Here is a 19,799-nt window from a genome sequence, read left to right on the forward strand (position 1 = left end):
TGCACCCGGGAACTCCTGTCTAACGGCCGACGGGCAATATTAGTGCGGTCCCGCGAAAAACCGACTTGGGGAGACTGACGTGCGCCTGGCAGACCTGCGTGGCCGCTCGGTGGCGGTCTGGGGGACCGGCCGCGAGGGGCGGGCCGCGGTGACCGCGATCGCCCGGCACGAGCCGGCCCGGCTGATCGCCGTCAACGACAGCGCCGGCTACCTCGACGACCCCTGGGACGGCGAGCTCGCCCCGCTGGCCGGTGGTGAGCACGCCTTCGCCGCCCTGGCCAGCGCGGATGTCATCGTCCGCTCGCCGGGCGTGCCGTCCACCCACCCGTTCATGGCGGAACTGCGCGGGCGGGGGATCACCATCACCGGCGGCAGCGCGCTCTGGATGGCCGACCACGCGGCGCAGACCGTCGGGGTGACCGGCAGCAAGGGCAAGAGCACCACCTCCAGCCTGATCAGCCACCTGCTCGCGGCGGCCGGGCGGCCCAACGCGTACGGCGGCAACATCGGCGTCCCGCTGCTCGACCTGCCCCAGGCCGACCTCTACGTGCTGGAGCTGTCCAGCTACCAGTGCGCCGACCTGACCGATTCGCCGCGGGTGGCGGTGGTCACCTCGCTCTTTCCGGAGCACCTGGACGCGCACGGCGGCGAGCGGGAGTACTACCGCGACAAGCTCAACCTGCTCCGCCACGGACCGGATCTGATCGTGGTGAACGGCGCCGACGAGCGACTGCGTGACGAGATCCGCGGCGTCGCCGACCGCAACGGCTTCCCGCCGGTCCCGGCCGCCGCCGGCGACTCCCGCTTCCGGGTCGAGGAGGGCACCGTCTTCTGCAGCGACGATCCGCTGTTCCCCCGCTCCGAGCTGCGGCTCAAGGGCCGGCACAACGAGCGCAACCTGTGCGTCGCGCTGGCCGTGCTGGACGGCATGGGCATCGACGTGGCCGGCCTGCGCACCGAGCTGGCCGCCGCGGTCCGCTCCTTCGAGGGACTCCCGCACCGGCTCACCGAGATCCCCGACCCGTCCGGCCTGACCTTCGTCGACGACACCCTCTCCACCGCGCCCTACGCCGCCATGCACGCCATCGAAGCCTACGAGGACCGGCCACTCACCGTGTTGGTCGGCGGCACTGACCGAGGCCTGGACTACTCACCGTTACGAGACTTCCTCGCCTCCCGCGAACTCACCGTGATCGGCATGCCGGACAGCGGCCCACGCATCCTGGCGGAGCTGGCCGACCTCCCGAAGATCACCACCCACTCGTCCGAGGACCTCGCCGACGCGGTTCGGCTGGCCCGCGAGGTGACACCGGCCGGCGGCGTCGTGCTGCTCTCGCCGGCCGCGCCGAGCTATGGTCGCTTCCGTAACTTCGAGCACCGCTCCGAGGCCTTCCAGGAGGCGATCCGCGCGACCGCGAAGTAGCAGCGGTCCCGGCGGTCCGGATCAAACTTCAAAAGCTTCATATACGTGGGTTCCGCTGGGGTGCGCGCGCTGGTCGGGGTAGCGCCCCAGGGCCCCCGTTGGTTGCCGCTCCTGGTCGCCCGTCCCGTCGCTGATGACGGCCGGCCGCCGGTCGCGGTCCGTCGAAACCACCGTGTGCGCCAGCCGTGTGGGCTGGGCTGGTCGTGGTGGTGGTGTTCGGGTCGTTGAGGCCACCGTGTGTGCCAGCCGTGGTCGCTGGGCTGGTCGTGGTGGTGGTGTTCGGGTCGTTGAGGCCACCGTGTGTGCCAGCCGGCCGGGCTGGGCTGGTTGTGGTGGTGGTGTTCGGGTCGTTGAGACCACCATGAGTGCCAGCCGTGGTCGCTGGCCAGCGCTGGACGGGATGGGCGCCGCCGCAGACATCCGCGAACCGTGACCGGGATCGGGTGCCACCGTGACCAGCTACGGACGGCAGGCGGCGGCCGCGACGGTGATCGGCAGCTCCAGGGCGTGGCTATCCGGTCCGGTCTGGTAACGGATCGTGGGTGGCGGCCGCGACGGTGGCCGGCAGCTCCAGGGCGTGGCTATCCGGTCCGTGACTGGTAACGGATCGTGGGTGGCGGCCGCGACGGTGATCGGCAACCCCGGGCGTGGCTATCCGGACCATGACCGGCAATGGATCGTGGGTGGCGACCGCGACGGTGGCCACCCGCACCAGCGGGCAGCAATAACGCAACATCCGGAGATGACCGGCTGCGGGCCCGGACCGGTGGGAGCGCTCACGGCGTACCGGAAAGCGTTTTGATCTTGTTTCGGACGTGACGACCGGGTTGCCTGGCGTGTTGCGAACTGGTCGAACGGGCGACGGCGTGTGGGCTGATCGGTGGCGGAGCCTCCCCTGATCAGAGGAGCGCAAACGGGCGTAAGGCGGACATGTGATGGCGACCACGTTGTAAGGGTTATTTCCGGATCGATGGCTGTCATCTGGCGGGTCGGAAACACGTGTTCATCGGCGCAGGTCAGGTAACGGTTTGAAAACTTCACCCACGGCCTTGACACGGAGGGGCGGTTAGTAAGAACTTTTACCGCAACAGTAAACAGTCCTTCCTGAAAGGGTGACCGATGGCTGAGCCGGAGATGGACGGGACCGCGTTGACCGCGGTCGCCGACTCGCCGGCCCGCGGCGAGGCCGCCCCCAACGGGAGCGAGCTGACGGTGCGGGACCGGCTTGACCAGAACTTCTGGTCCCGGAGCGAACCGCGCCTCCGACCGGCCGACAGCCGCACCGAGAACGGGCGGGGCGAGAGCAACCACCCCCGCACCGAGAACGGGCGGGGCGAGAGCAACCACGGCCGCACGGAGAAGATCGGGAGCGACCCCATGGACCACCCGCCCGCCGACGGGGTCCTGGTCCGGGTCCGGACGCTGCTGCCGGAGTTCACCGGCGCGCTGCAGCGGGTCGCCGAGCAGGTGCTCACCGACCCGGCCGCCGCCTCCCGGGCCACCATCGTCGAGCTGGCCGAGCGCAGCGGCACGTCACCGGCGACGGTGACCCGCTTCTGCCGGGCGCTGGGCTTCGACGGCTACGCCGACCTGCGGCTGGGCATCGCCGCCGAGACCGGGCGGGCCCGCTCGGCCGGCTGGACCGTCGACATCGGCCGCGAGATCCAGCCCAACGACCCCCTGGAGCGGGTGCTCGGCCAGATCATGGCCTCCGACACCAGGGCCATGCACGACACCGCCTCGCTGCTGGACCTGGGCGAGGTGGAGCGGGCCGCGGTGGCAATCGCCGCAGCACCGCGGGTGAACATCTTCGGCGCCAGCGGCAGCGCGCTGGTCGGCGAGGAGATGCAGTTCAGCCTGCACCGCATCGGCATCCCGGTGTGGGCCTGGACCGACGTGCACAACGGTCTGGCCAGCGCCGCGCTGTCCAGGCCCGGCGACGTCGCGCTCGGCATCTCGCACACCGGCGAGACCGGCGAGACGATCGAGCTGCTCGCCGAGGCGAGCAGCCGGGGCGCCACCACCATCGCGCTCACCAGCTTTCCCCGTTCCCCGCTGGCCGAGCTCGCCGACATCGTCCTGATCACCGCGACCCAGGCGACCACCTTCCGGCCGGACGCGCTCTCCGCACGGCACCCCCAGCTGGTGGTCCTCGATCTGCTGTACGTGGCCGTCGCGCAGCGGACCCACGAACGCTCGCATGCCGCCTTCCAGCGCACCGCCCAGGCGGTGCACGGACACAAAGCGGCGAAAGACGCCTAATCCCTTTTTACGAATGAAACCCCTTCGGGAGGAAAAGTGAAGCGCAAGATCGCGGTCGCCGCGGCGCTCGCCGCCACGCTGGTCGGCACCGCCGCGTGCGGTGGCAACAGCAGCGACAGTGGCACCACCTCGGCCAACGGCGCCGTCGACGGCAAGGGCAAGACCATCAAGGTCTGGCTCATGGTCGACGCCCAGAGCGGCTGGAAGAGCGTCGTGGACGACGCCTCCAAGCGGTTCACCGACGCCACCGGCGCGCAGGTGCAGGTCGAGTACCAGCAGTGGGCGAACGTGCTCACCAAGCTGGACGCCTCGCTGGCCGGCACCGACGTGCCGGACGTGGTCGAGCTGGGCAACACCCAGTTCCCCAAGTACGTCGACTCCGAGGGCTTCGCCGAGCTCGACAAGAAGAGCTTCGAGAACTCCGACACCTGGCTGACCGGCCTCTCCGGCGCCTGTGAGAAGGACGGCAAGACGTACTGCGTGCCCTACTACGCGGGCGCCCGGGTCCTGATCTACCGCAAGGACCTGTTCCAGAAGGCCGGCATCGCCGACGCGCCGAAGACCTACGACGAGTTCCTCGCCGACGCCGACAAGGTGCAGGCGGCGAACAAGGACGCCAAGTTCGGCTCCGTCTACATGCCGGGCCGTTACTGGTACGCCGCGATGTCGTGGGTCAAGGCCAACGGCGGCGACATCGCCAAGAAGGACGGCGACAAGTGGGCCGGCCAGCTCTCCACGCCGGCCTCGCAGGCCGGTCTGCAGAAGTGGGTCGACCTGGTCAAGAAGTACTCGAAGGCGGACGTCACCAAGGACGAGGCCGACCAGTACCTGGTGTTCAGCCAGGCCAACGCCGGCATGTTCTACGGCAACGGCTGGGAGCAGGGTTCCGCCGAGCAGGTCAAGAAGGACCCGAACGACCCGAACTCGAAGCTGGTCCCGACCAAGGTCAACGGCAAGCTGGCCGCCGCGCCGATGCCGGAGATCCCCTCGCTGCTCGGTGGCTCGAACGTCGGCGTCCCGCTGAAGAGCAAGAACCCGGAGCTGGCCGCTCAGTGGATCAAGTACTTCACCGACAGCACCTCGATGAAGGGCCTGATCAAGGCCGGCGCCCTGCCGAACGCCACCTCGCTGCTGGACCAGGCCGCCACCGACAACCCGGCGCTGAAGTTCACCGCCGGCGCGGCGAAGAACAGCTGGGCCGTCCCGAACTCCGGCAAGTGGGCCGACGTGGAGAAGGCCAACGTGCTGCAGAACATGCTGTCGGACATCCTGACCGGCAAGAAGTCTCTGGCGGACGCGACTGCCGCCGCTGACCAGCAGATCGCCACGACGCTCAACGCGAGCTGATCCGGGTGCCGCCCGCCCGCACGGCGGGCGGGCGGCACACCGCCGTCTCTTCTTCTTCGGTGAGAGAGGAAAGCTGATGTACGCCGTCGACTCTCCGGCGACCCGCGCGCAGAGCGGGCCGAGCGGATCCGGCGCGGAGCAACCGGTGACCCGACACAAACGGCGCCGCCGCCGTGGCGGTGACGACGTCGTCATCCCCTGGCTGCTGTCCGGTCCGGCCCTGGTGCTCCTGGCCCTCCTGCTGGCCTACCCGGTCGGGCGCATGCTCGTGCTGTCGTTCCAGAAGCTGGGGCTCAAGGAGCTCTGGACCGGCGCCGCCGCGCCGTTCGTCGGCGTGGACAACTACGTCACGGTGCTCTCCGACAGCGTCTTCTGGTCGGTGGTGACCCGTACGGTCCTCTTCACCGCGGTGTCGGTGGTGCTCAGTGTGCTGATCGGCCTCGGCGTGGCGCTGCTGATGCGCCGGGTCAGCCGGACCGTCCGGCTCCTCATGATCATCGCGATGATGTTCGTCTGGGCGTTGCCCGCGCTGGTCCAGGCGCAGATCTTCAAGATGATGACCGACTCCGACGTCGGCGTGATCAACTACCTGATCGACAAGCTCCCGGGTGTCGAGTTCCAGAACCACTCCTGGTTCTTCACCCCGGTGCAGGGCTGGATCGTGATCACGTCCTGCGTGGTGTGGGCCGGCATCCCGTTCCTGGCGATCACCCTGAACGCCGGCCTGACCCAGGTGCCGAAGGAACTGATGGAGGCCGCCACCGTCGACGGCGCCAACGCCTGGCAGGGGTTCAAGAACATCACCGTCCCGATCCTCAAGCCGCTGCTCGTGATCGTCACGACCCTGTCGGTGATCTGGAACTTCGGCCTGTTCACGCAGAACTGGGTGATGCGGGACGGCAAGCCGGAGCCCGAGTTCCAGACCCTGGCCACGTACTCGTACGTGCAGGCCTTCTCGCAGAACAAGTACGGCCTCGGCTCGGCGATCGCGATGATCACCGTGCTGATCCTGCTCGGCGCGATGGCGGTCTACATCCGTCAGATGTTCAAGATCGGAGAGGTGGACTGATGGCCGTCCTCACCAGCACCCCGCCGCGCCGCAGGACCCGCAAGGCCGACGACGGCGTGATGACCGTCGGGCGCAGCCGGATCGGCAACCTCGTCGCCAACGCGGCCGGCCTGATCTTCGCGATCGTGATGTTCTTCCCGGTCTACTGGGTGCTGATCACCTCGTTCAAGCCGCAGACCGAGTGGTCGAGCTTCACCCCGACCTTCGTCCCGCACGCGCCGACGCTCGACAACTTCACGTCCGCGTTCAACGCGCCGCTGTTCAAGCAGTCGCTGATCAACGGCATCCTGGTGACCGCCATGGCGGTGATCGCGGCGCTGATCGTCGGCTTCCTCGGCGCGCTCGCCGTCGCCCGGTTCCGCTTCTACGGCCGGCGGGCGATCATCCTGGTGGTCCTGGCGGTGCAGCTGATCCCGTTCATCTCGCTGCTGATCCCGATCTTCCTGATGCTGCAGAGCTGGCACGCCGTCGGCAACACCCTGATCGGCGTGACGCTGGTCTACACGGTGCTGATCCTGCCGTACACGGTGTGGATGCTGCGCGGCTTCATCGCCGGCATCCCGCGCGAGCTGGACGAGGCCGCGATGATCGACGGCTGCACCCGCGGCCAGGTGTTCTGGCGGATCGTCCTGCCGCTCACCGGCCCCGGCCTGGTCGCGACCTCGGTGTACGGGTTCATCCAGGCCTGGAACGAGTTCATGATCATCAACACCCTCAACGACCCCGAACACCAGAACCTGATGGCCTGGCTCATGCAGAACCAGACCAGCCGGGGCACCTACTGGGGCCCGCTGATGGCCGGCGCGATCATCACGTCGATCCCGGTCGTCATCTTCTTCCTCGCCGTGCAGCGCAACATCGCCTCCGGGCTCACCGCCGGCGCGGTCAAGGGCTGAAACAACCTCCGAAAGGGACATAGATGTCTGTGACAACCGATCGCCGTACCCTGCTGCGCCGTGCCGCCGCCGTCGGTCTGGTCGCCGCGCCCGGTGTGAGCTTTCTGAGCGCGTGTGCGGGCTCGGACGACAACGGTGACGACACCAAGCAGGCGACCGGCACCAAGTCGGCCGACAACCCGCTGGGTATCGACCCGAAGGCCGGTATCGAGATCGTGATCTTCGATGGTGGTCTCGGTACCAAGTACGCCACCGATGTGGACACTCCGCTGTACAACAGCAAGTGGCCGGACTCGAAGGTGACCTACTCGGCGACGCAGCAGGTCGCTACCACGATCAAGCCGCGGCTGAACTCCGGTACCGCGCCCGACATGATCAACAACTCGGGTTCGGACATCATGGACTTCGGTGCGATCGTGAAGGCCGGGCAGGCCGCTGACCTGTCGGATCTGTTCGCGGCGCCGTCGCTGGACATCGCCGGTAAGACGGTGGCCGAGACGCTGGTGCCGGGTGCGGTGCAGCAGGGCACCTACGACGGTAAGCCGTTCGCGGTGAACTACTCGTTCACGGTCTTCGGGCTCTGGTACAACAAGAAGCTGTTCGCGAAGAACAACTGGACCATCCCGACGACCTGGGCGGACTTCACCGCGCTGCTCGACAAGATCAAGGCGGCGGGCATCACGCCGTTCAGCTACGCGGGGGCGAACGCGTCGTATTACATGGTCCGGGCGATCATGACGTCGGCGGCGAAGATCGGCACCGAGCAGGTGCTCAAGGACATCGACAACCTGAAGCCGGGTGCGTGGACCAACGACGCGGTCAAGCAGGCCGCCGCGGCGTGGGGGGAGATCGGCAAGAAGTACGCCAACCCGTCGCACCTGGGTCTGAAGCACACCGAGGTGCAGCTGCAGCAGAACCAGGACAAGGTCGCGTTCTACCCGTGCGGCTCCTGGCTGGAGAACGAGCAGGCCGCGTCGACGCCGGCCGGCTTCGAGTACGCGATGATGGCGCTGCCCAGCGTGACGGCCAGCGACAAGCTGCCGGCGACGGCGATCAACGCGGCGGCCGGTGAGATCTACTTCGCGGCGGCCAAGAGCAAGAACCCGCAGGGTGGCAAGGAGTACCTGCGCACCATGCTGTCGAAGAAGGCGGCGCTGGAGTTCACCAAGCTGACCAAGTCGCTGACCGTGGTCGCCGGCGCGGCCGACGGGGTGACCATCAGCCCCGGGCTGACCTCCGCGAACGACGCGCTGGGCAAGGCCGGCCAGGACGTGTTCATGGGTTACCTGTTCGACACCTGGTACAAGAAGCTCGACGACGCCTCCCGCGAGGCCGCCAACCAGCTGTTCTTCAAGGGCGGCGACGCGCAGAAGTTCTGCGACACCATGGAGGCCGCCTCGCAGGCCGTCGCCAAGGACTCGTCGATCACCAAGTTCACCCGCTCCTGATCTCGTTCTCTGACAACCCCTAGGCAGGCGTCATGCGGCACGGCAAGTATCCCTTCATCATCGGTTTCCTTGTCGTGCCGCTGGCGCTCTACCTGGTGTTCGTGGTCGGCGCGTATCTGCAGATGTTCCAGTTGTCGTTGACCGACTGGTCGGGTTACGGCGGGTTCACGTACATCGGGGTGGAGAACTTCCAGAAGTTGTGGGACGACTCGGTGTTCTGGATCGCGTTGCGGCACAACCTGTACCTGTTGATCGTGATGCCGATCGTGACGATCGCCCTGGCGTTGTTCTTCGCGTTCCTGCTCAATTCCGGTGGTAAGAAGGCCGGTGGGGTGTGGGGCTCGAAGGTGTACCGGGTGATCTTCTTCTTCCCGCAGCTGCTGGCGCTGGCGATCGTGGCGGTGATCTTCGGGCGGGTGTTCGGGTCGGACAAGTCCGGCATGATCAACGGGTTGTTGCCGCAGTCGTGGACGCCGTGGCTGTTCCTGGCCGACGAACGCTGGGCGCTGACCTGCATCCTGGTGGTCCTGGTGTGGCAGGCGGTCGGGTTCTACGTGGTGTTGTTCTCCGCCGGGATGGGTTCGATCGCCGAGGAGATCTACGAGGCCGCCGCGCTGGACGGGGCCACCAAGGTCACCCTGTTCTTCAAGATCACGCTGCCGTTGCTGTGGGACACCCTGCAGGTCGCCTGGGTCTATCTGGGTATCGCCGCGTTCGACGCGTTCGCCCTGGTCAACATCATGTCGGTGAACCACGGCGGGCCGAACAACAGCACCCAGGTGCTGAGCATGCAGATCTACCTGAACGCGTTCCAGAACTCGCAGGCCGGCTACGCGTCAGCGCTCGGCGTGGTGCTGTTCTTCCTGACCCTGACGTTCGCCGCGCTGACCCTGCGGGTCACCCGCCGCGACGCCGTGGCGGCCTGAGCGGAGATGACGACGATGATGAATCTTGCCGTTGAGGAAACCGCGGCGGTGACCGAGCCGAAGCCCGCGGAGAGGTCCCGGAAGGTCAATCCGCTCAACGGGGTCGCGCACGTCGCGTTGTTCCTGTGGGCTCTGGCCACGGCCGGGCCGTTGCTCTGGGTCGTGCTGGCCTCGTTCAAGAACAACACCGAGATCTTCCTGGGCAAGCCGTTCGCGCTACCCGAGTCGTTCTCGTTCACCACGTACGCCGACGCGTGGAGCGAGGCGCACATCGGGCAGTACTTCCTCAACAGCGTGTTCGTGGTGGCGATCAGCACCGCCGGGACGATGCTGCTCGGCGCGATGGCCGCCTACGTGCTGGCCCGCTACAAGTTCCCCGGTAACCGGGCGATCTACTACCTGTTCGTCTCCGGACTGGCGTTCCCGACGTTCATGGCGCTGGCCCCGCTGTTCGGCATCGTGCAGAGCCTGGGACTGCTCAACAGCTTCACCGGGCTGATCCTGGTCTACATCGCGTACTCGCTGTCGTTCACGGTGTTCTTCCTGGTCGCGTTCTTCAAGACGCTGCCCCACGAGATCGACGAGGCCGCCCTGGTCGACGGGGCCGGACACCTGCGCCGGTTCTTCCAGATCATGATGCCGATGGCGAAATCCGGGCTGATCAGCATCACCATCTTCAACATCGTCGGGCAGTGGAACCAGTACCTGCTCCCCGTCGTGATCATGCAGGGCGCCGGCGCCGACTCGAAATGGGTCCTGACCCAGGGCATCGCCAACATCAGCACCCAGGCCGGCTACCACGCCGAATGGTCCACCCTGTTCGCCGCGCTCACCCTCTCCATCCTGCCGATGATCGCCGTCTACGCGGTCTTCCAGCGGCAGATCCAGGCCGGCCTCACCGCCGGCGCCGTGAAGTAATTTGTCGTACCCGGCGAGCAGAATGACCATGTGCTCGTAGCGGTACTTCCCGACGGTCGGCTGCAAGACCTGCATGCCGACGGCGGGCCGGTCGGTCCACCCCACCCGGTGGCCGACCTGCCCGCGGCCGTCGCCGCGCGCGAGGCCGCCGACCAGCCACGCTGGGTCTGGCCGGCCACCGCCGACATCTACCCGGCACTGCTGCGCGCCGGCGTGCGGGTGGCGCGCTGTCACGACCTGGAGCTGACCGAGGCCCTGCTGCTCGGGCACGCCGGGCGCTGGGGTGAGCCACGAGGGCTCGCCGCGGCGACCGCCCGCCTGCGTGGCTTGCCGGTCCCACCGGACCGGCCCCGGCCCGAGGCCGAGCCGCCCGGCTTCGCGCAGGGCGCGCTCTTCGACGCGCTTCCCGCGTCGATCCCGGTCGCCGCCGGCGACGTGCTCGCGCTCTACGCCGACCAGCAGCGCCGCCTGGCCGCGACCGAGCACCCCGGCCGCTTCCGGATGCTGGTGGCCGCCGAGTCGGCCGGCGCGCTGATCGCCGCCGAGATGGGCCACACCGGCCTGCCGTGGCGCGCCGACGTGCACGACGAGCTGCTGCGCGAGCTGCTCGGCCCGCCCCAGCCGGTCGGCCCGCCGCGTCGCCTGGTCGAGCTGACCGCGGAGATCAACGCGGCGTTCGGCACCCACGGGCTGCACCCCGACCTGCCGGCCGAGGTGGTGCGAGCGTTCGCCCGGGCCGGGATCCAGATCCCGAACACGCGGCGCTGGGTGCTCCGCCAGGTCGACCATCCCGCGGTGACCCCGCTGCTGCTGTACAAGGAGCTCTATCGGATCTGGACCGCGCACGGGTGGAACTGGCTGGACTCCTGGGTCCGCGACGGCCGCTTCCACCCGGAGTATTCGCTGGGGAACGTGGTCTCCGGCCGCTGGGGCGCGCGGGGTGGCGGCGCCCTCCAGGTGCCCAAGGTGATCCGCCGGGCGGTGCTCGCCGACCCGGGCTGGCGCTTCGTCGTCGCCGATGCCGGGCAGCTGGAGCCCCGGGTGATGGCGGCGGTCTCCGGCGACACCCGGCTGGCCCGGGCGGCCGCCGAGGGCGATCTCTACGCGGCGCTGGCCACCGACTCGTTCGACGGCGACCGGGCCAAGGCCAAGGTCGCGCTGATCGGCGCGATGTACGGGCAGACCGGTGGCGACGCGATCCCGGCGCTGGCGGTGCTCCGCCGCCACTATCCGATCGCCTTCGAGTACGTGGAGACGGCCGCCCGGGTCGGCGAGTCCGGCGGCCTGGTCCGCTCGTGGCTGGGTCGCACCTGCCCGCCCCCGGCCGGCGCACGGCGGGACGCCGGCCTGGATCCACCCGATGAGGTGGCGCCGCCACCCGGACGGGCGAGGGGGCGATTCACCCGAAACTTCGTGATCCAGGCCACGGCTGCCGAGTGGGCGCTCGTCCTGCTCGCCACCCTGCGCACCGCCCTCGCCGGGACGCGAGCCGAGCTGGTCTTCTTCGTGCACGACGAGGTCGTCGTGCACTGCCCCGCTGACCAGGCCGAAGAGGTCGCCGAGCGGATCCGCGAGTGCGCGGCGCGCGCCGGGCGGATGCTTTTCGGCGACAGCGAGGTGCGATTCCCGGTGGATGTCTCAGTGGTTGGTTGCTACGCGGACGCCAAGTGAGGAACTGGGTAAACTCAGAGGTCCGGCCGAGAGGCGCTGCAGCGGGCCCACCCGTCACGCTCGACCGGTGAACAATCCCGAACAAGGGCGCCTCCGACTCTCTCGGAGGTGTACCCCGTGACTGAGACCGTCACCAAGCTGCGCGACCTGCTCGCCGAGCGGGTCCTCGTCCTCGACGGGGCCTGGGGCACGATGCTGCAGGGCGCCAAGCTGACCCCGGCCGACTACCGTGGCGAGCTCATCCCCGCCGATCACCCGCAGGACGTCACCGGCGACCCCGACCTGCTGATCCTCACCCGGCCGGACGTGATCCTCGACGTCCACCGGCAGTACCTGGCGGCCGGCGCCGACATCACCACGACCAACACGTTCACCGCTACCAGCATCGCCCAGGCCGACTACGGCCTGGAGCACCTGGTGCGGGAGATGAACATCCAGGGTGCCCGGCTCGCCCGGCAGGCCGCCGACGAGTTCGGCGGCCGGTTCGTGGCCGGCTCGGTCGGCCCGCTGAACGTGACGCTCTCGCTCTCGCCCCGGGTCGACGAGCCGGCCTACCGTGCGGTCACCTTCGACCAGGTCAAGGCGGCGTACGCGGAGCAGATCGCGGCCCTCGCCGAGGGTGGCGTCGACCTGCTGCTGATCGAGACGATCTTCGACACGCTGAACGCGAAGGCGGCGATCGCGGCGGCCAAGGAGGTCGCCCCGCACCTCCCGCTGTGGATCTCGGTGACCATCGTCGACCTCTCCGGCCGGACCCTGTCCGGGCAGACCGTGGAGGCCTTCTGGCGCTCGATCGAGCGGGCGCACCCGCTGGTGGTCGGCGTGAACTGCGCACTCGGCGCGACCGAGGCCCGCCCGCACGTGGCGGAACTGGCCCGGCTGTCGGACACCTTCGTCGCCGCCCACCCGAACGCGGGCCTGCCGAACGCCTTCGGCGGCTACGACGAGACCCCGGCGCAGACCGCCCGGCTGATCGGCGAGTACGCCGACTCCGGCCTGGTCAACATCGTCGGCGGCTGCTGCGGCACCACGCCGCCGCACATCGCCGCGATCGCCGAGGCGGTGCGCGGCGCGGCCCCGCGGCGGATCGACCCGCCGGCGCCGACCACCCGGTTCAGCGGCCTGGAGCCGTTCGCGATCGGCCCGGACACCGGCTTCGTGATGATCGGCGAGCGGACCAACGTGACCGGCTCGGCCAAGTTCCGCCGGTTGATCGAGGCCGACGACTACCAGGCCGCCGTCGACGTGGCGCTGGACCAGGTCCGTGGCGGCGCCAACCTGCTCGACGTGAACATGGACGCCGACCTGCTGGACAGCGAGCGGGCGATGACCACGTTCCTCAACCTGATCGCGACCGAGCCGGAGGTGGCCCGGATCCCGATCATGATCGACAGCTCGAAGTGGAACGTGCTGGAGGCCGGCCTCAAGTGCGTGCAGGGCAAGGGCGTGGTCAACTCGATCAGCCTGAAGGAGGGGCCCGCGGCGTTCCTGGAGCAGGCCCGCAAGATCCGCTCGTTCGGCGCCGGTGTGGTGGTGATGGCCTTCGACGAACAGGGCCAGGCCGACACCACCGAGCGCAAGGTCGCCATCTGCGGGCGAGCGTATGACCTGCTGGTCGAGGACGGCTTCGACCCGACCGACATCATCTTCGACCCGAACGTGCTGGCCGTCGCCACCGGCATCGCCGAGCACAACGGCTACGCCAAGGCGTTCATCGAGGCGCTGCCGCTGATCAAGCAGCGCTGCCCGGGTGCCCGGACCAGCGGCGGCATCTCCAACCTGTCCTTCGCCTTCCGGGGCAACGACATCGTCCGCGAGGCGATGCACTCGGCGTTCCTGTTCCACGCCGTCCGGGCCGGCCTGGACATGGGCATCGTCAACGCCGGTCAGCTCGCCGTCTACCAGGACATCCCGGCCGACCTGCTGGAGCTGGTCGAGGACGTGCTCTTCGACCGCCGGCCGGACGCCACCGACCGGCTGGTCACCTTCGCCTCCACGGTCACCGGCAGCGCCGCCAAGCGTGAGGTCGACCTGTCCTGGCGGGAGGCGCCGGTCGAGGAGCGTCTGTCGTACGCCCTGGTGCACGGCATCGTCGACTTCATCGAGGCGGACACCGAGGAGGCCCGGCAGAAACTGCCCCGGCCGCTCGACGTGATCGAGGGCCCGCTGATGGACGGCATGGGCGTGGTCGGCGACCTGTTCGGCTCCGGCAAGATGTTCCTGCCCCAGGTGGTCAAGAGCGCCCGGGTGATGAAGCGGTCGGTCGCCTACCTGCTGCCGTACATGGAGAAGGACAAGGCCGAGGGTGCCCGCGGTCAGGGCAAGGTGGTGCTCGCCACGGTCAAGGGCGACGTCCACGACATCGGCAAGAACATCGTCGGCGTGGTGCTCGGCTGCAACAACTACGAGGTGATCGACCTCGGCGTGATGGTGCCGACCGCGAAGATCCTGGACACCGCGATCGCCGAGGGCGCCGACGCGATCGGCCTGTCCGGCCTGATCACCCCGTCGCTGGACGAGATGGTCGCGGTCGGCGCCGAGATGCAGCGCCGCGGGCTCACCCTGCCGCTGCTGATCGGTGGCGCCACCACGTCCAAGCAGCACACCGCGGTGCGCATCGCGCCGGCGTACGACGGGCCCACCGTCCACGTCCTGGACGCGTCCCGGGTCGTCGGCGTCGTCTCCGACCTGCTCGACGCCGAGCGCGCGGTGAAGCTCGACGACGCCAACCGCGCCGAGCAGCAGCGCCTGCGCGAGCAGCACGAGAAACGGCACGCCCAGCCGCTGCTCACCCTCGAGCAGGCCCGGGCCAACCGGGAGACCGTCGACTTCGCCGAGCTGCCCACGCCCGCCTTCACCGGTGTCCGTGAGGTCCAGCCGACCATCGCCGAGCTGCGCGAGATGATCGACTGGCAGTTCCTCTTCCTGGCCTGGGAGCTGAAGGGCAAGTACCCGGCGATCCTGAAGGAGCCGGTCGCCAGGGAGCTCTTCGACGACGCCAACGCGATGCTCGACCAGATCATCGCGGACGGTTCGTTCCAGGCGCGCGGCCTCTACGGCTTCTGGCCCGCGCACCGCCAGGGCGACGACATCGTGCTGGCGAACGGGCACCGCCTCCCGATGCTGCGCCAGCAGACCGAGAAACCGGCCGGCCGCGCCAACCGCTGCCTCGCCGACTACATCGCGCCGGCCGGCGACCACCTCGGCGGTTTCGCGGTGGCCATCCACGGCGCCGAGAAGCTGGCGACGAGGTTCGAGGCCGAGCACGACGACTACAAGGCCATCATGGTCAAGGCTCTGGCCGACCGGCTGGCCGAGGCGTTCGCCGAGTACCTGCACCTCAAGGCCCGCCGCGACTGGTTCGAGCCGGACGCCCGGCCCAAGCTGGAGGATCTGCACGCCGAGCGGTTCCGCGGCATCCGCCCGGCCCTGGGCTACCCCGCCTGCCCGGACCACAGCGAGAAGAAGGACCTCTTCCAGCTGCTCGACACCGGCCGGATCGGCGTCGGCCTGACCGAGTCGTTCGCGATGACCCCGGCCGCCGCCGTCAGCGGGCTGATCTTCGCGCACCCGGAGGCGAAGTACTTCACCGTCGGCCGGTTGGGTAAGGATCAGGTGGAGGACTACGCCGCCCGGCGCGGCGTGCCGGTCGCCGAGGTGGAACGCTGGCTGCGACCGAACCTGGCGTACTCGATCGACTGACGGGAGTGGCGGGGATGGTGCCGATCGTGGTGATGGGTGTCGCGGGGTGCGGCAAGAGCACGATCGGCAAGGCCCTCGCCGAGCGGCTCGGGGTGCCCTACGCGGAGGCCGACGAGTTCCACACGGCGGCCAACGTGGCCAAGATGCACAGTGGGATGCCGCTCACCGACGAGGACCGGGCACCCTGGCTGGCTTCGATAGCGGCGTCCATCAAGGACGGCGGGCTGGTGGTGTCCTGCTCGGCACTCAAACGGGCGTACCGGGAGATTCTGCGTGGCGGCCACCCGGAAGCCTTCTTCGTGCATCTGGTCCTGACGCCGGAGACGGCGGCCGCCCGCGTCAGCGGGCGGCCCGGTCACTTCATGCCGACCACCCTGGTCGCGTCACAGTTCGCGATCCTGGAGCCGCTCGGCCCGGACGAGAACGGCGTCGGGATCGACGCCACCCGCCCGGTCGACACGATCGTGGAGAAGGCTATTTCGAGGATGCCCACACATCGAGATTGAACCGCTCCAGCACCGCCGGAGCGAACAGGCCGAGCAGCGACACCAGCGAGATGACGGTGAACGCGGTGGTCAGCACGACGGTCTCGGTCTTGCCGCCGACCTTCACCGCGAACTGGTTCGGGATACCGACCATCCGCCACATCCGGCCGCGGCCGGTCGGGATCGGCCAGAAGATCGGTACGCCGTTCTTAGTGATCATGTCGCCGAGCAGGTGCACCACGCAGCCGGCGCCGACCGCGAAGCCGAGCAGCGGATAGCCGCGGTCATCGGCCAGGTTGGCGGCGGTGAACCAGGCGATGCCGGCCGCGACCAGGGTGACGATCAGCCAGCCCGCCTTCTCCGCCCACTTCTCGAACAGGCCGCGCAGCGCCAGGCCGGCCATGAAGAAGATGATGCCGACCACTGCCCACTTGCCGTAGTGCGCGGCCAGCGCGGTGGTGCCCCAGCCGACCAGCGCGGCGAACGGCAGCGTGTGGGTGAAGGTCCGGTGCCCGTGGTCGCGCCTAGGATCCCGGCTCTGCCTCGTCGCCGTGTAGATGCCCAGCGAGATCTTCTCGATCACCTCGGCCACGAACAGCGAGAACACCCCGAACGTCCGGGCCACGGTGGCGCCGCCCTGATTGGTGGTCACCTTGCCGGACAGGTCGAAATCGGGCAGCAACGCGCCGCCGGCGGCCATCGCGGTGCCCACGCCGATCATCAGCGGCGTCTGGTGGTACCCAGCGAACTGGTCGAGCGCCCAGCTGCCGGCCAGCCAGGCGGCCGCCCCCGACAGTGCGTGCGACGGACCCATCATGTGCGTCGTCCCTCCCCGAACAAACTGCGACACTGTCGCAGAGCGCGGGACGAAGATCAACGACCGTCGCGTCCACTGCGGAGTGGAGTCGGCCACCCGACAGCCGGCGCTCAGTGACGCGGATGCGCCCGGGGCTCCCACCGGCCTTCGCGGGCGTGCCGGAAAACGCCCATCACCAGGAAGAACAGCGGGAACACCGGCCAGAAGAAGGGTGCTCCGGAGAGGACCCAGAGACCGGTCAGCACCCCGGCGGCGATCAGGACGAGACTGGCATGCCGCTGCAGTGACCGGCGTGTCGCGGCGCGCCGGTGCGGCATCCGGGCGAGAGCCTGACGACCGCCGTGCGGCAGGTCGCCGGTCAGCACGTCCAGCTCGTCGCGGAACTTCGCGGCGTAGGCGACGGTCAGCCGTTCCCCGCCCTCGTCGAGACTCAGCCGGCCCTCGGCCATCGCGGCCCGCAGGATCTCGGCGATCTCCTCGCGTTCGGTGTCGGAGGTCCGCAGCCGGGTAACCGGCCCGGACCAGGTGGCGTGTTCGGGATGCACGATGTCCTCCTCGGCGGGATTCCTGCTTCCAGGTTCGCTGTCCAGCGACGCTCGCGCGTCGGCCCGGGGACGCATTCCGCGCAGCTCACGGTTCTTTTTTCGTACGCCCGGAGGCTGATCCGGCGATCCCGCGTACGCCCGTGGGGGTACGCCGGAGTCCTGTCCGGGGCCGATGCCCCGGCGGCCGTGGTGCCGTAGGTTCGGCTGCATGAGGAAACGCGGCCGGGACCGGCGGCGGCCGCCGGGCGGCCGCCGTGCCGACGGTTGCGCGTTCCCCGGTGAGCCGGCCGAGGCCCCGCGCGACCAGGCCGGGCCGCCCTGGCGCCGGCGCATCCGGGACGCGCACAACGGGATGCCGCAGAGCCCCGTGGTGATCACCGCGGTCGCCAACTTCGTCGGGCTCAACAACATCATCGCCCACGGCGGGCTGTACCGGCCGTGGGACTCGCTCACCACCCTGATGTTGCTGGCCGGCCCGGTGGCGCTGCTCTGGCGCAGGCGTTTCCCGGTCCTGGTCTTCACTGTCGCCTCGGCCGCGACGATCCTCTTCGCCACCCACGCCATGCCGCACGCGGCCTATGCGGCTGCCCCGGCCTTGGCACTGTTCGGCATCGCCCGGCAGGGCCGCCGGCAGGCCGCCCTGATCGGCGGGGTCACCGCCTGGGCGGTCTGGGTCGGCGTCACCGTCGGGCTGTCCGGCCCGCTCGGGCTGAATCCGGGGGTACGCCCGGTGGCCGGCCAGACCTGTCTCGCGGCGATCGGGCTCGGCCTGATGATCCTGCTCGGTGGCGCCGCCCGGATCCGCGCGGACAACTACGCCGAGCAGGCCCGCACCCGGGCGGAGCAGGCCCGCGCCCTGCAGGAGCAGCAGCGCCGGCAGGCCTCCGAGGAGCGGCTGCGGATCGCCCGCGAGCTGCACGACGTGCTCGGCCACCACCTGAGCCTGATCAACGTGCAGGCCGGCGTCGGGCTGCACCTGATGGACCAGCGGCCGGAGCAGGCGCGCGAGGCGCTCACCGCGATCAAGAGCGCGAGCGCCGAGGCGTTGCGCGAGGTGCGCTCGGTGCTCGGCGTGCTGCGCACCGAGGGGGAGGCCGCGCCGCGGCAGCCGGCGCTCGGGCTGAACCGGCTGGCGGAGCTGACCGCGGCGGCCGGCATCCCGGTGCGGACCACGATCACCGGCGAGCCGCGGGAGTTGCCGGCCGAGGTGGACCGGGCGGCTTACCGGATCGTGCAGGAGGCGCTCACCAACGTGCGCCGCCACCACGCCGGGCCGCAGCCCGAGGCGGACGTCGCCGTGGGCTATCTCCCCGCCGCGCTCTACCTGTCGATCCGCAACGACGGGCCGGTGACCGCGGAGCCGCCGGTGCCGCCGGCCGAGGGCGGGGAGAAAGGCAGTGGCATCACCGGCATGCGGGCCAGGGCGGAGAGCCTGGGCGGCCGCCTCGAGGCCGGCTGCCCGCCGACGGGCGGATTCCTGGTCACCGTGATCCTGCCGACCGGCCGGCCGGCCACCCCACCCGCGCCGGACGAGCCGCCACCGGCCGGGGAGCCGGGCCCGGACGAGCCGGGGGACAGCGCTGCCTCCGGTGACCGCGTGACTTCTGAGGAGAGACGATGATCTCGGTGGTGCTGGCCGACGACCAGGCGCTGGTGCGGGCCGGTTTCCGGGCACTGCTCGACGCGGAACCGGACATCCGGGTGGTGGGCGAGGCCGCGGACGGGTTGCAGGCGGTCACCCTGGTGCGGGCCACCCGGCCGGACGTGGTGCTGATGGACATCCGGATGCCCGGCGTGGACGGTCTGGAGGCGACCCGGCGGATCGCCGCCGACCCGGTGTGCGCCGAGACCCGGGTGGTCATCCTGACCACGTTCGAGCTGGACGAGTATGTGTTCGAGGCGTTGCGTACCGGGGCGTCCGGGTTCCTGGTCAAGGACACCGAGCCGGTCGAGCTGCTGCGCGGCGTGCGTGCGGTGGCCGCCGGTGACGCGCTGCTGTCGCCGAGCGTGACCCGCCGGGTGATCGGTGAGTTCGCGGGTGCCGGCGCGGGCCGCCGCCCGGAGCCGCCGCGTGCGCTGGACCAGCTCACCGACCGCGAGCGCGAGGTGATGGCCCTGGTCGCCGAGGGCCTGTCCAACGACGAGATCGCCGTCCGCCTGGTGATCAGTCCCGCCACCGCGAAGACCCATGTCAGCCGCACCATGATCAAGCTGGGCGCGCGGGACCGCGCGCAGCTGGTCGTCTACGCCTACGAGGCCGGCCTCATCCGTCCCGGCTGGCTGGCCTGAT

Annotated in this window: 15 protein-coding genes; 13 read left to right on the forward strand and 2 right to left on the reverse strand. The window is 69.7% G+C overall.

The window, feature by feature from the left end; genetic code table 11:
* Positions 1–79: 79 nt before the first annotated feature.
* From murD to Actob_RS09510, 11 genes are all read left to right on the forward strand, one after another.
* Positions 80–1,423: a UDP-N-acetylmuramoyl-L-alanine--D-glutamate ligase gene (murD, locus tag Actob_RS09460; protein WP_284919680.1), complete on the forward strand. Its 1,344-nt coding sequence runs from the start codon at positions 80–82 to the stop codon at positions 1,421–1,423.
* A 1,119-nt stretch (positions 1,424–2,542) separates the two neighbouring features.
* Positions 2,543–3,685, forward strand: coding sequence for a MurR/RpiR family transcriptional regulator (locus tag Actob_RS09465; protein WP_407653590.1), 1,143 nt, complete (start codon positions 2,543–2,545; stop codon positions 3,683–3,685).
* A 36-nt stretch (positions 3,686–3,721) separates the two neighbouring features.
* Positions 3,722–5,032 carry an extracellular solute-binding protein gene (locus Actob_RS09470; RefSeq protein ID WP_284919681.1) on the forward strand — a complete coding sequence of 437 codons (1,311 nt, stop codon included), beginning with the start codon at positions 3,722–3,724 and terminating at the stop codon, positions 5,030–5,032.
* 145 nt (positions 5,033–5,177) lie between these two features.
* Positions 5,178–6,101 (forward strand): carbohydrate ABC transporter permease, encoded by a 924-nt coding sequence (locus Actob_RS09475; RefSeq protein ID WP_284919682.1) that lies wholly within the window; start codon positions 5,178–5,180, stop codon positions 6,099–6,101.
* Positions 6,101–6,997, forward strand: a complete 897-nt coding sequence (locus tag Actob_RS09480) for a carbohydrate ABC transporter permease (RefSeq protein WP_284919683.1) — start codon at positions 6,101–6,103, stop codon at positions 6,995–6,997. Before Actob_RS09475 ends, Actob_RS09480 begins: the two co-directional genes overlap by 1 nt.
* 23 nt (positions 6,998–7,020) lie before the next feature.
* Positions 7,021–8,445: an N-acetylglucosamine/diacetylchitobiose ABC transporter substrate-binding protein gene (gene ngcE / locus Actob_RS09485; protein WP_284919684.1), complete on the forward strand. Its 1,425-nt coding sequence runs from the start codon at positions 7,021–7,023 to the stop codon at positions 8,443–8,445.
* Positions 8,446–8,477: 32 nt separating this feature from the next.
* Entirely contained in the window at positions 8,478–9,371 is an 894-nt protein-coding gene (locus Actob_RS09490) for a carbohydrate ABC transporter permease (RefSeq protein ID WP_284914414.1), read from the forward strand.
* Positions 9,372–9,386: 15 nt separating this feature from the next.
* Positions 9,387–10,289: a carbohydrate ABC transporter permease gene (locus Actob_RS09495; protein WP_407653592.1), complete on the forward strand. Its 903-nt coding sequence runs from the start codon at positions 9,387–9,389 to the stop codon at positions 10,287–10,289.
* A gap of 30 nt (positions 10,290–10,319) precedes the next feature.
* Positions 10,320–11,960 carry a bifunctional 3'-5' exonuclease/DNA polymerase gene (locus Actob_RS09500; RefSeq protein ID WP_284919686.1) on the forward strand — a complete coding sequence of 547 codons (1,641 nt, stop codon included), beginning with the start codon at positions 10,320–10,322 and terminating at the stop codon, positions 11,958–11,960.
* Between the two features lie 108 nt (positions 11,961–12,068).
* On the forward strand, positions 12,069–15,662 hold the full coding sequence (gene metH, locus Actob_RS09505) for a methionine synthase (protein WP_407653593.1): 3,594 nt from the start codon (positions 12,069–12,071) through the stop codon (positions 15,660–15,662).
* Between the two features lie 14 nt (positions 15,663–15,676).
* Positions 15,677–16,168 (forward strand): gluconokinase, encoded by a 492-nt coding sequence (locus Actob_RS09510; protein ID WP_284919688.1) that lies wholly within the window; start codon positions 15,677–15,679, stop codon positions 16,166–16,168.
* Here Actob_RS09510 and Actob_RS09515 read toward each other — a convergent pair.
* Together Actob_RS09515 and Actob_RS09520 are read right to left on the reverse strand one after the other, a co-directional pair.
* Positions 16,137–16,964 carry a metal-dependent hydrolase gene (locus Actob_RS09515; protein ID WP_284919689.1) on the reverse strand — a complete coding sequence of 276 codons (828 nt, stop codon included), beginning with the start codon at positions 16,962–16,964 and terminating at the stop codon, positions 16,137–16,139. The genes Actob_RS09510 and Actob_RS09515 overlap by 32 nt on opposite strands.
* A gap of 110 nt (positions 16,965–17,074) precedes the next feature.
* Positions 17,075–17,509, reverse strand: a complete 435-nt coding sequence (locus tag Actob_RS09520) for a DUF1707 SHOCT-like domain-containing protein (RefSeq protein ID WP_284919690.1) — start codon at positions 17,507–17,509, stop codon at positions 17,075–17,077.
* Positions 17,510–17,717: 208 nt separating this feature from the next.
* Here Actob_RS09520 and Actob_RS09525 point away from each other — a divergent pair, with 208 nt between their 5' ends.
* The gene (locus tag Actob_RS09525; protein ID WP_284919691.1) at positions 17,718–19,130 is read left to right on the forward strand and encodes a sensor histidine kinase; all 1,413 of its coding nucleotides are present in this window, start codon (positions 17,718–17,720) and stop codon (positions 19,128–19,130) included.
* Complete coding sequence (locus Actob_RS09530; RefSeq protein ID WP_284919692.1) at positions 19,127–19,798, forward strand: response regulator; 672 nt, start codon at positions 19,127–19,129, stop codon at positions 19,796–19,798. Before Actob_RS09525 ends, Actob_RS09530 begins: the two co-directional genes overlap by 4 nt.
* Position 19,799 lies beyond the last annotated feature (1 nt).

Origin of the sequence: Actinoplanes oblitus (genome assembly GCF_030252345.1) — a bacterium.
In the GTDB taxonomy this organism is placed as follows: domain Bacteria; phylum Actinomycetota; class Actinomycetes; order Mycobacteriales; family Micromonosporaceae; genus Actinoplanes; species Actinoplanes oblitus.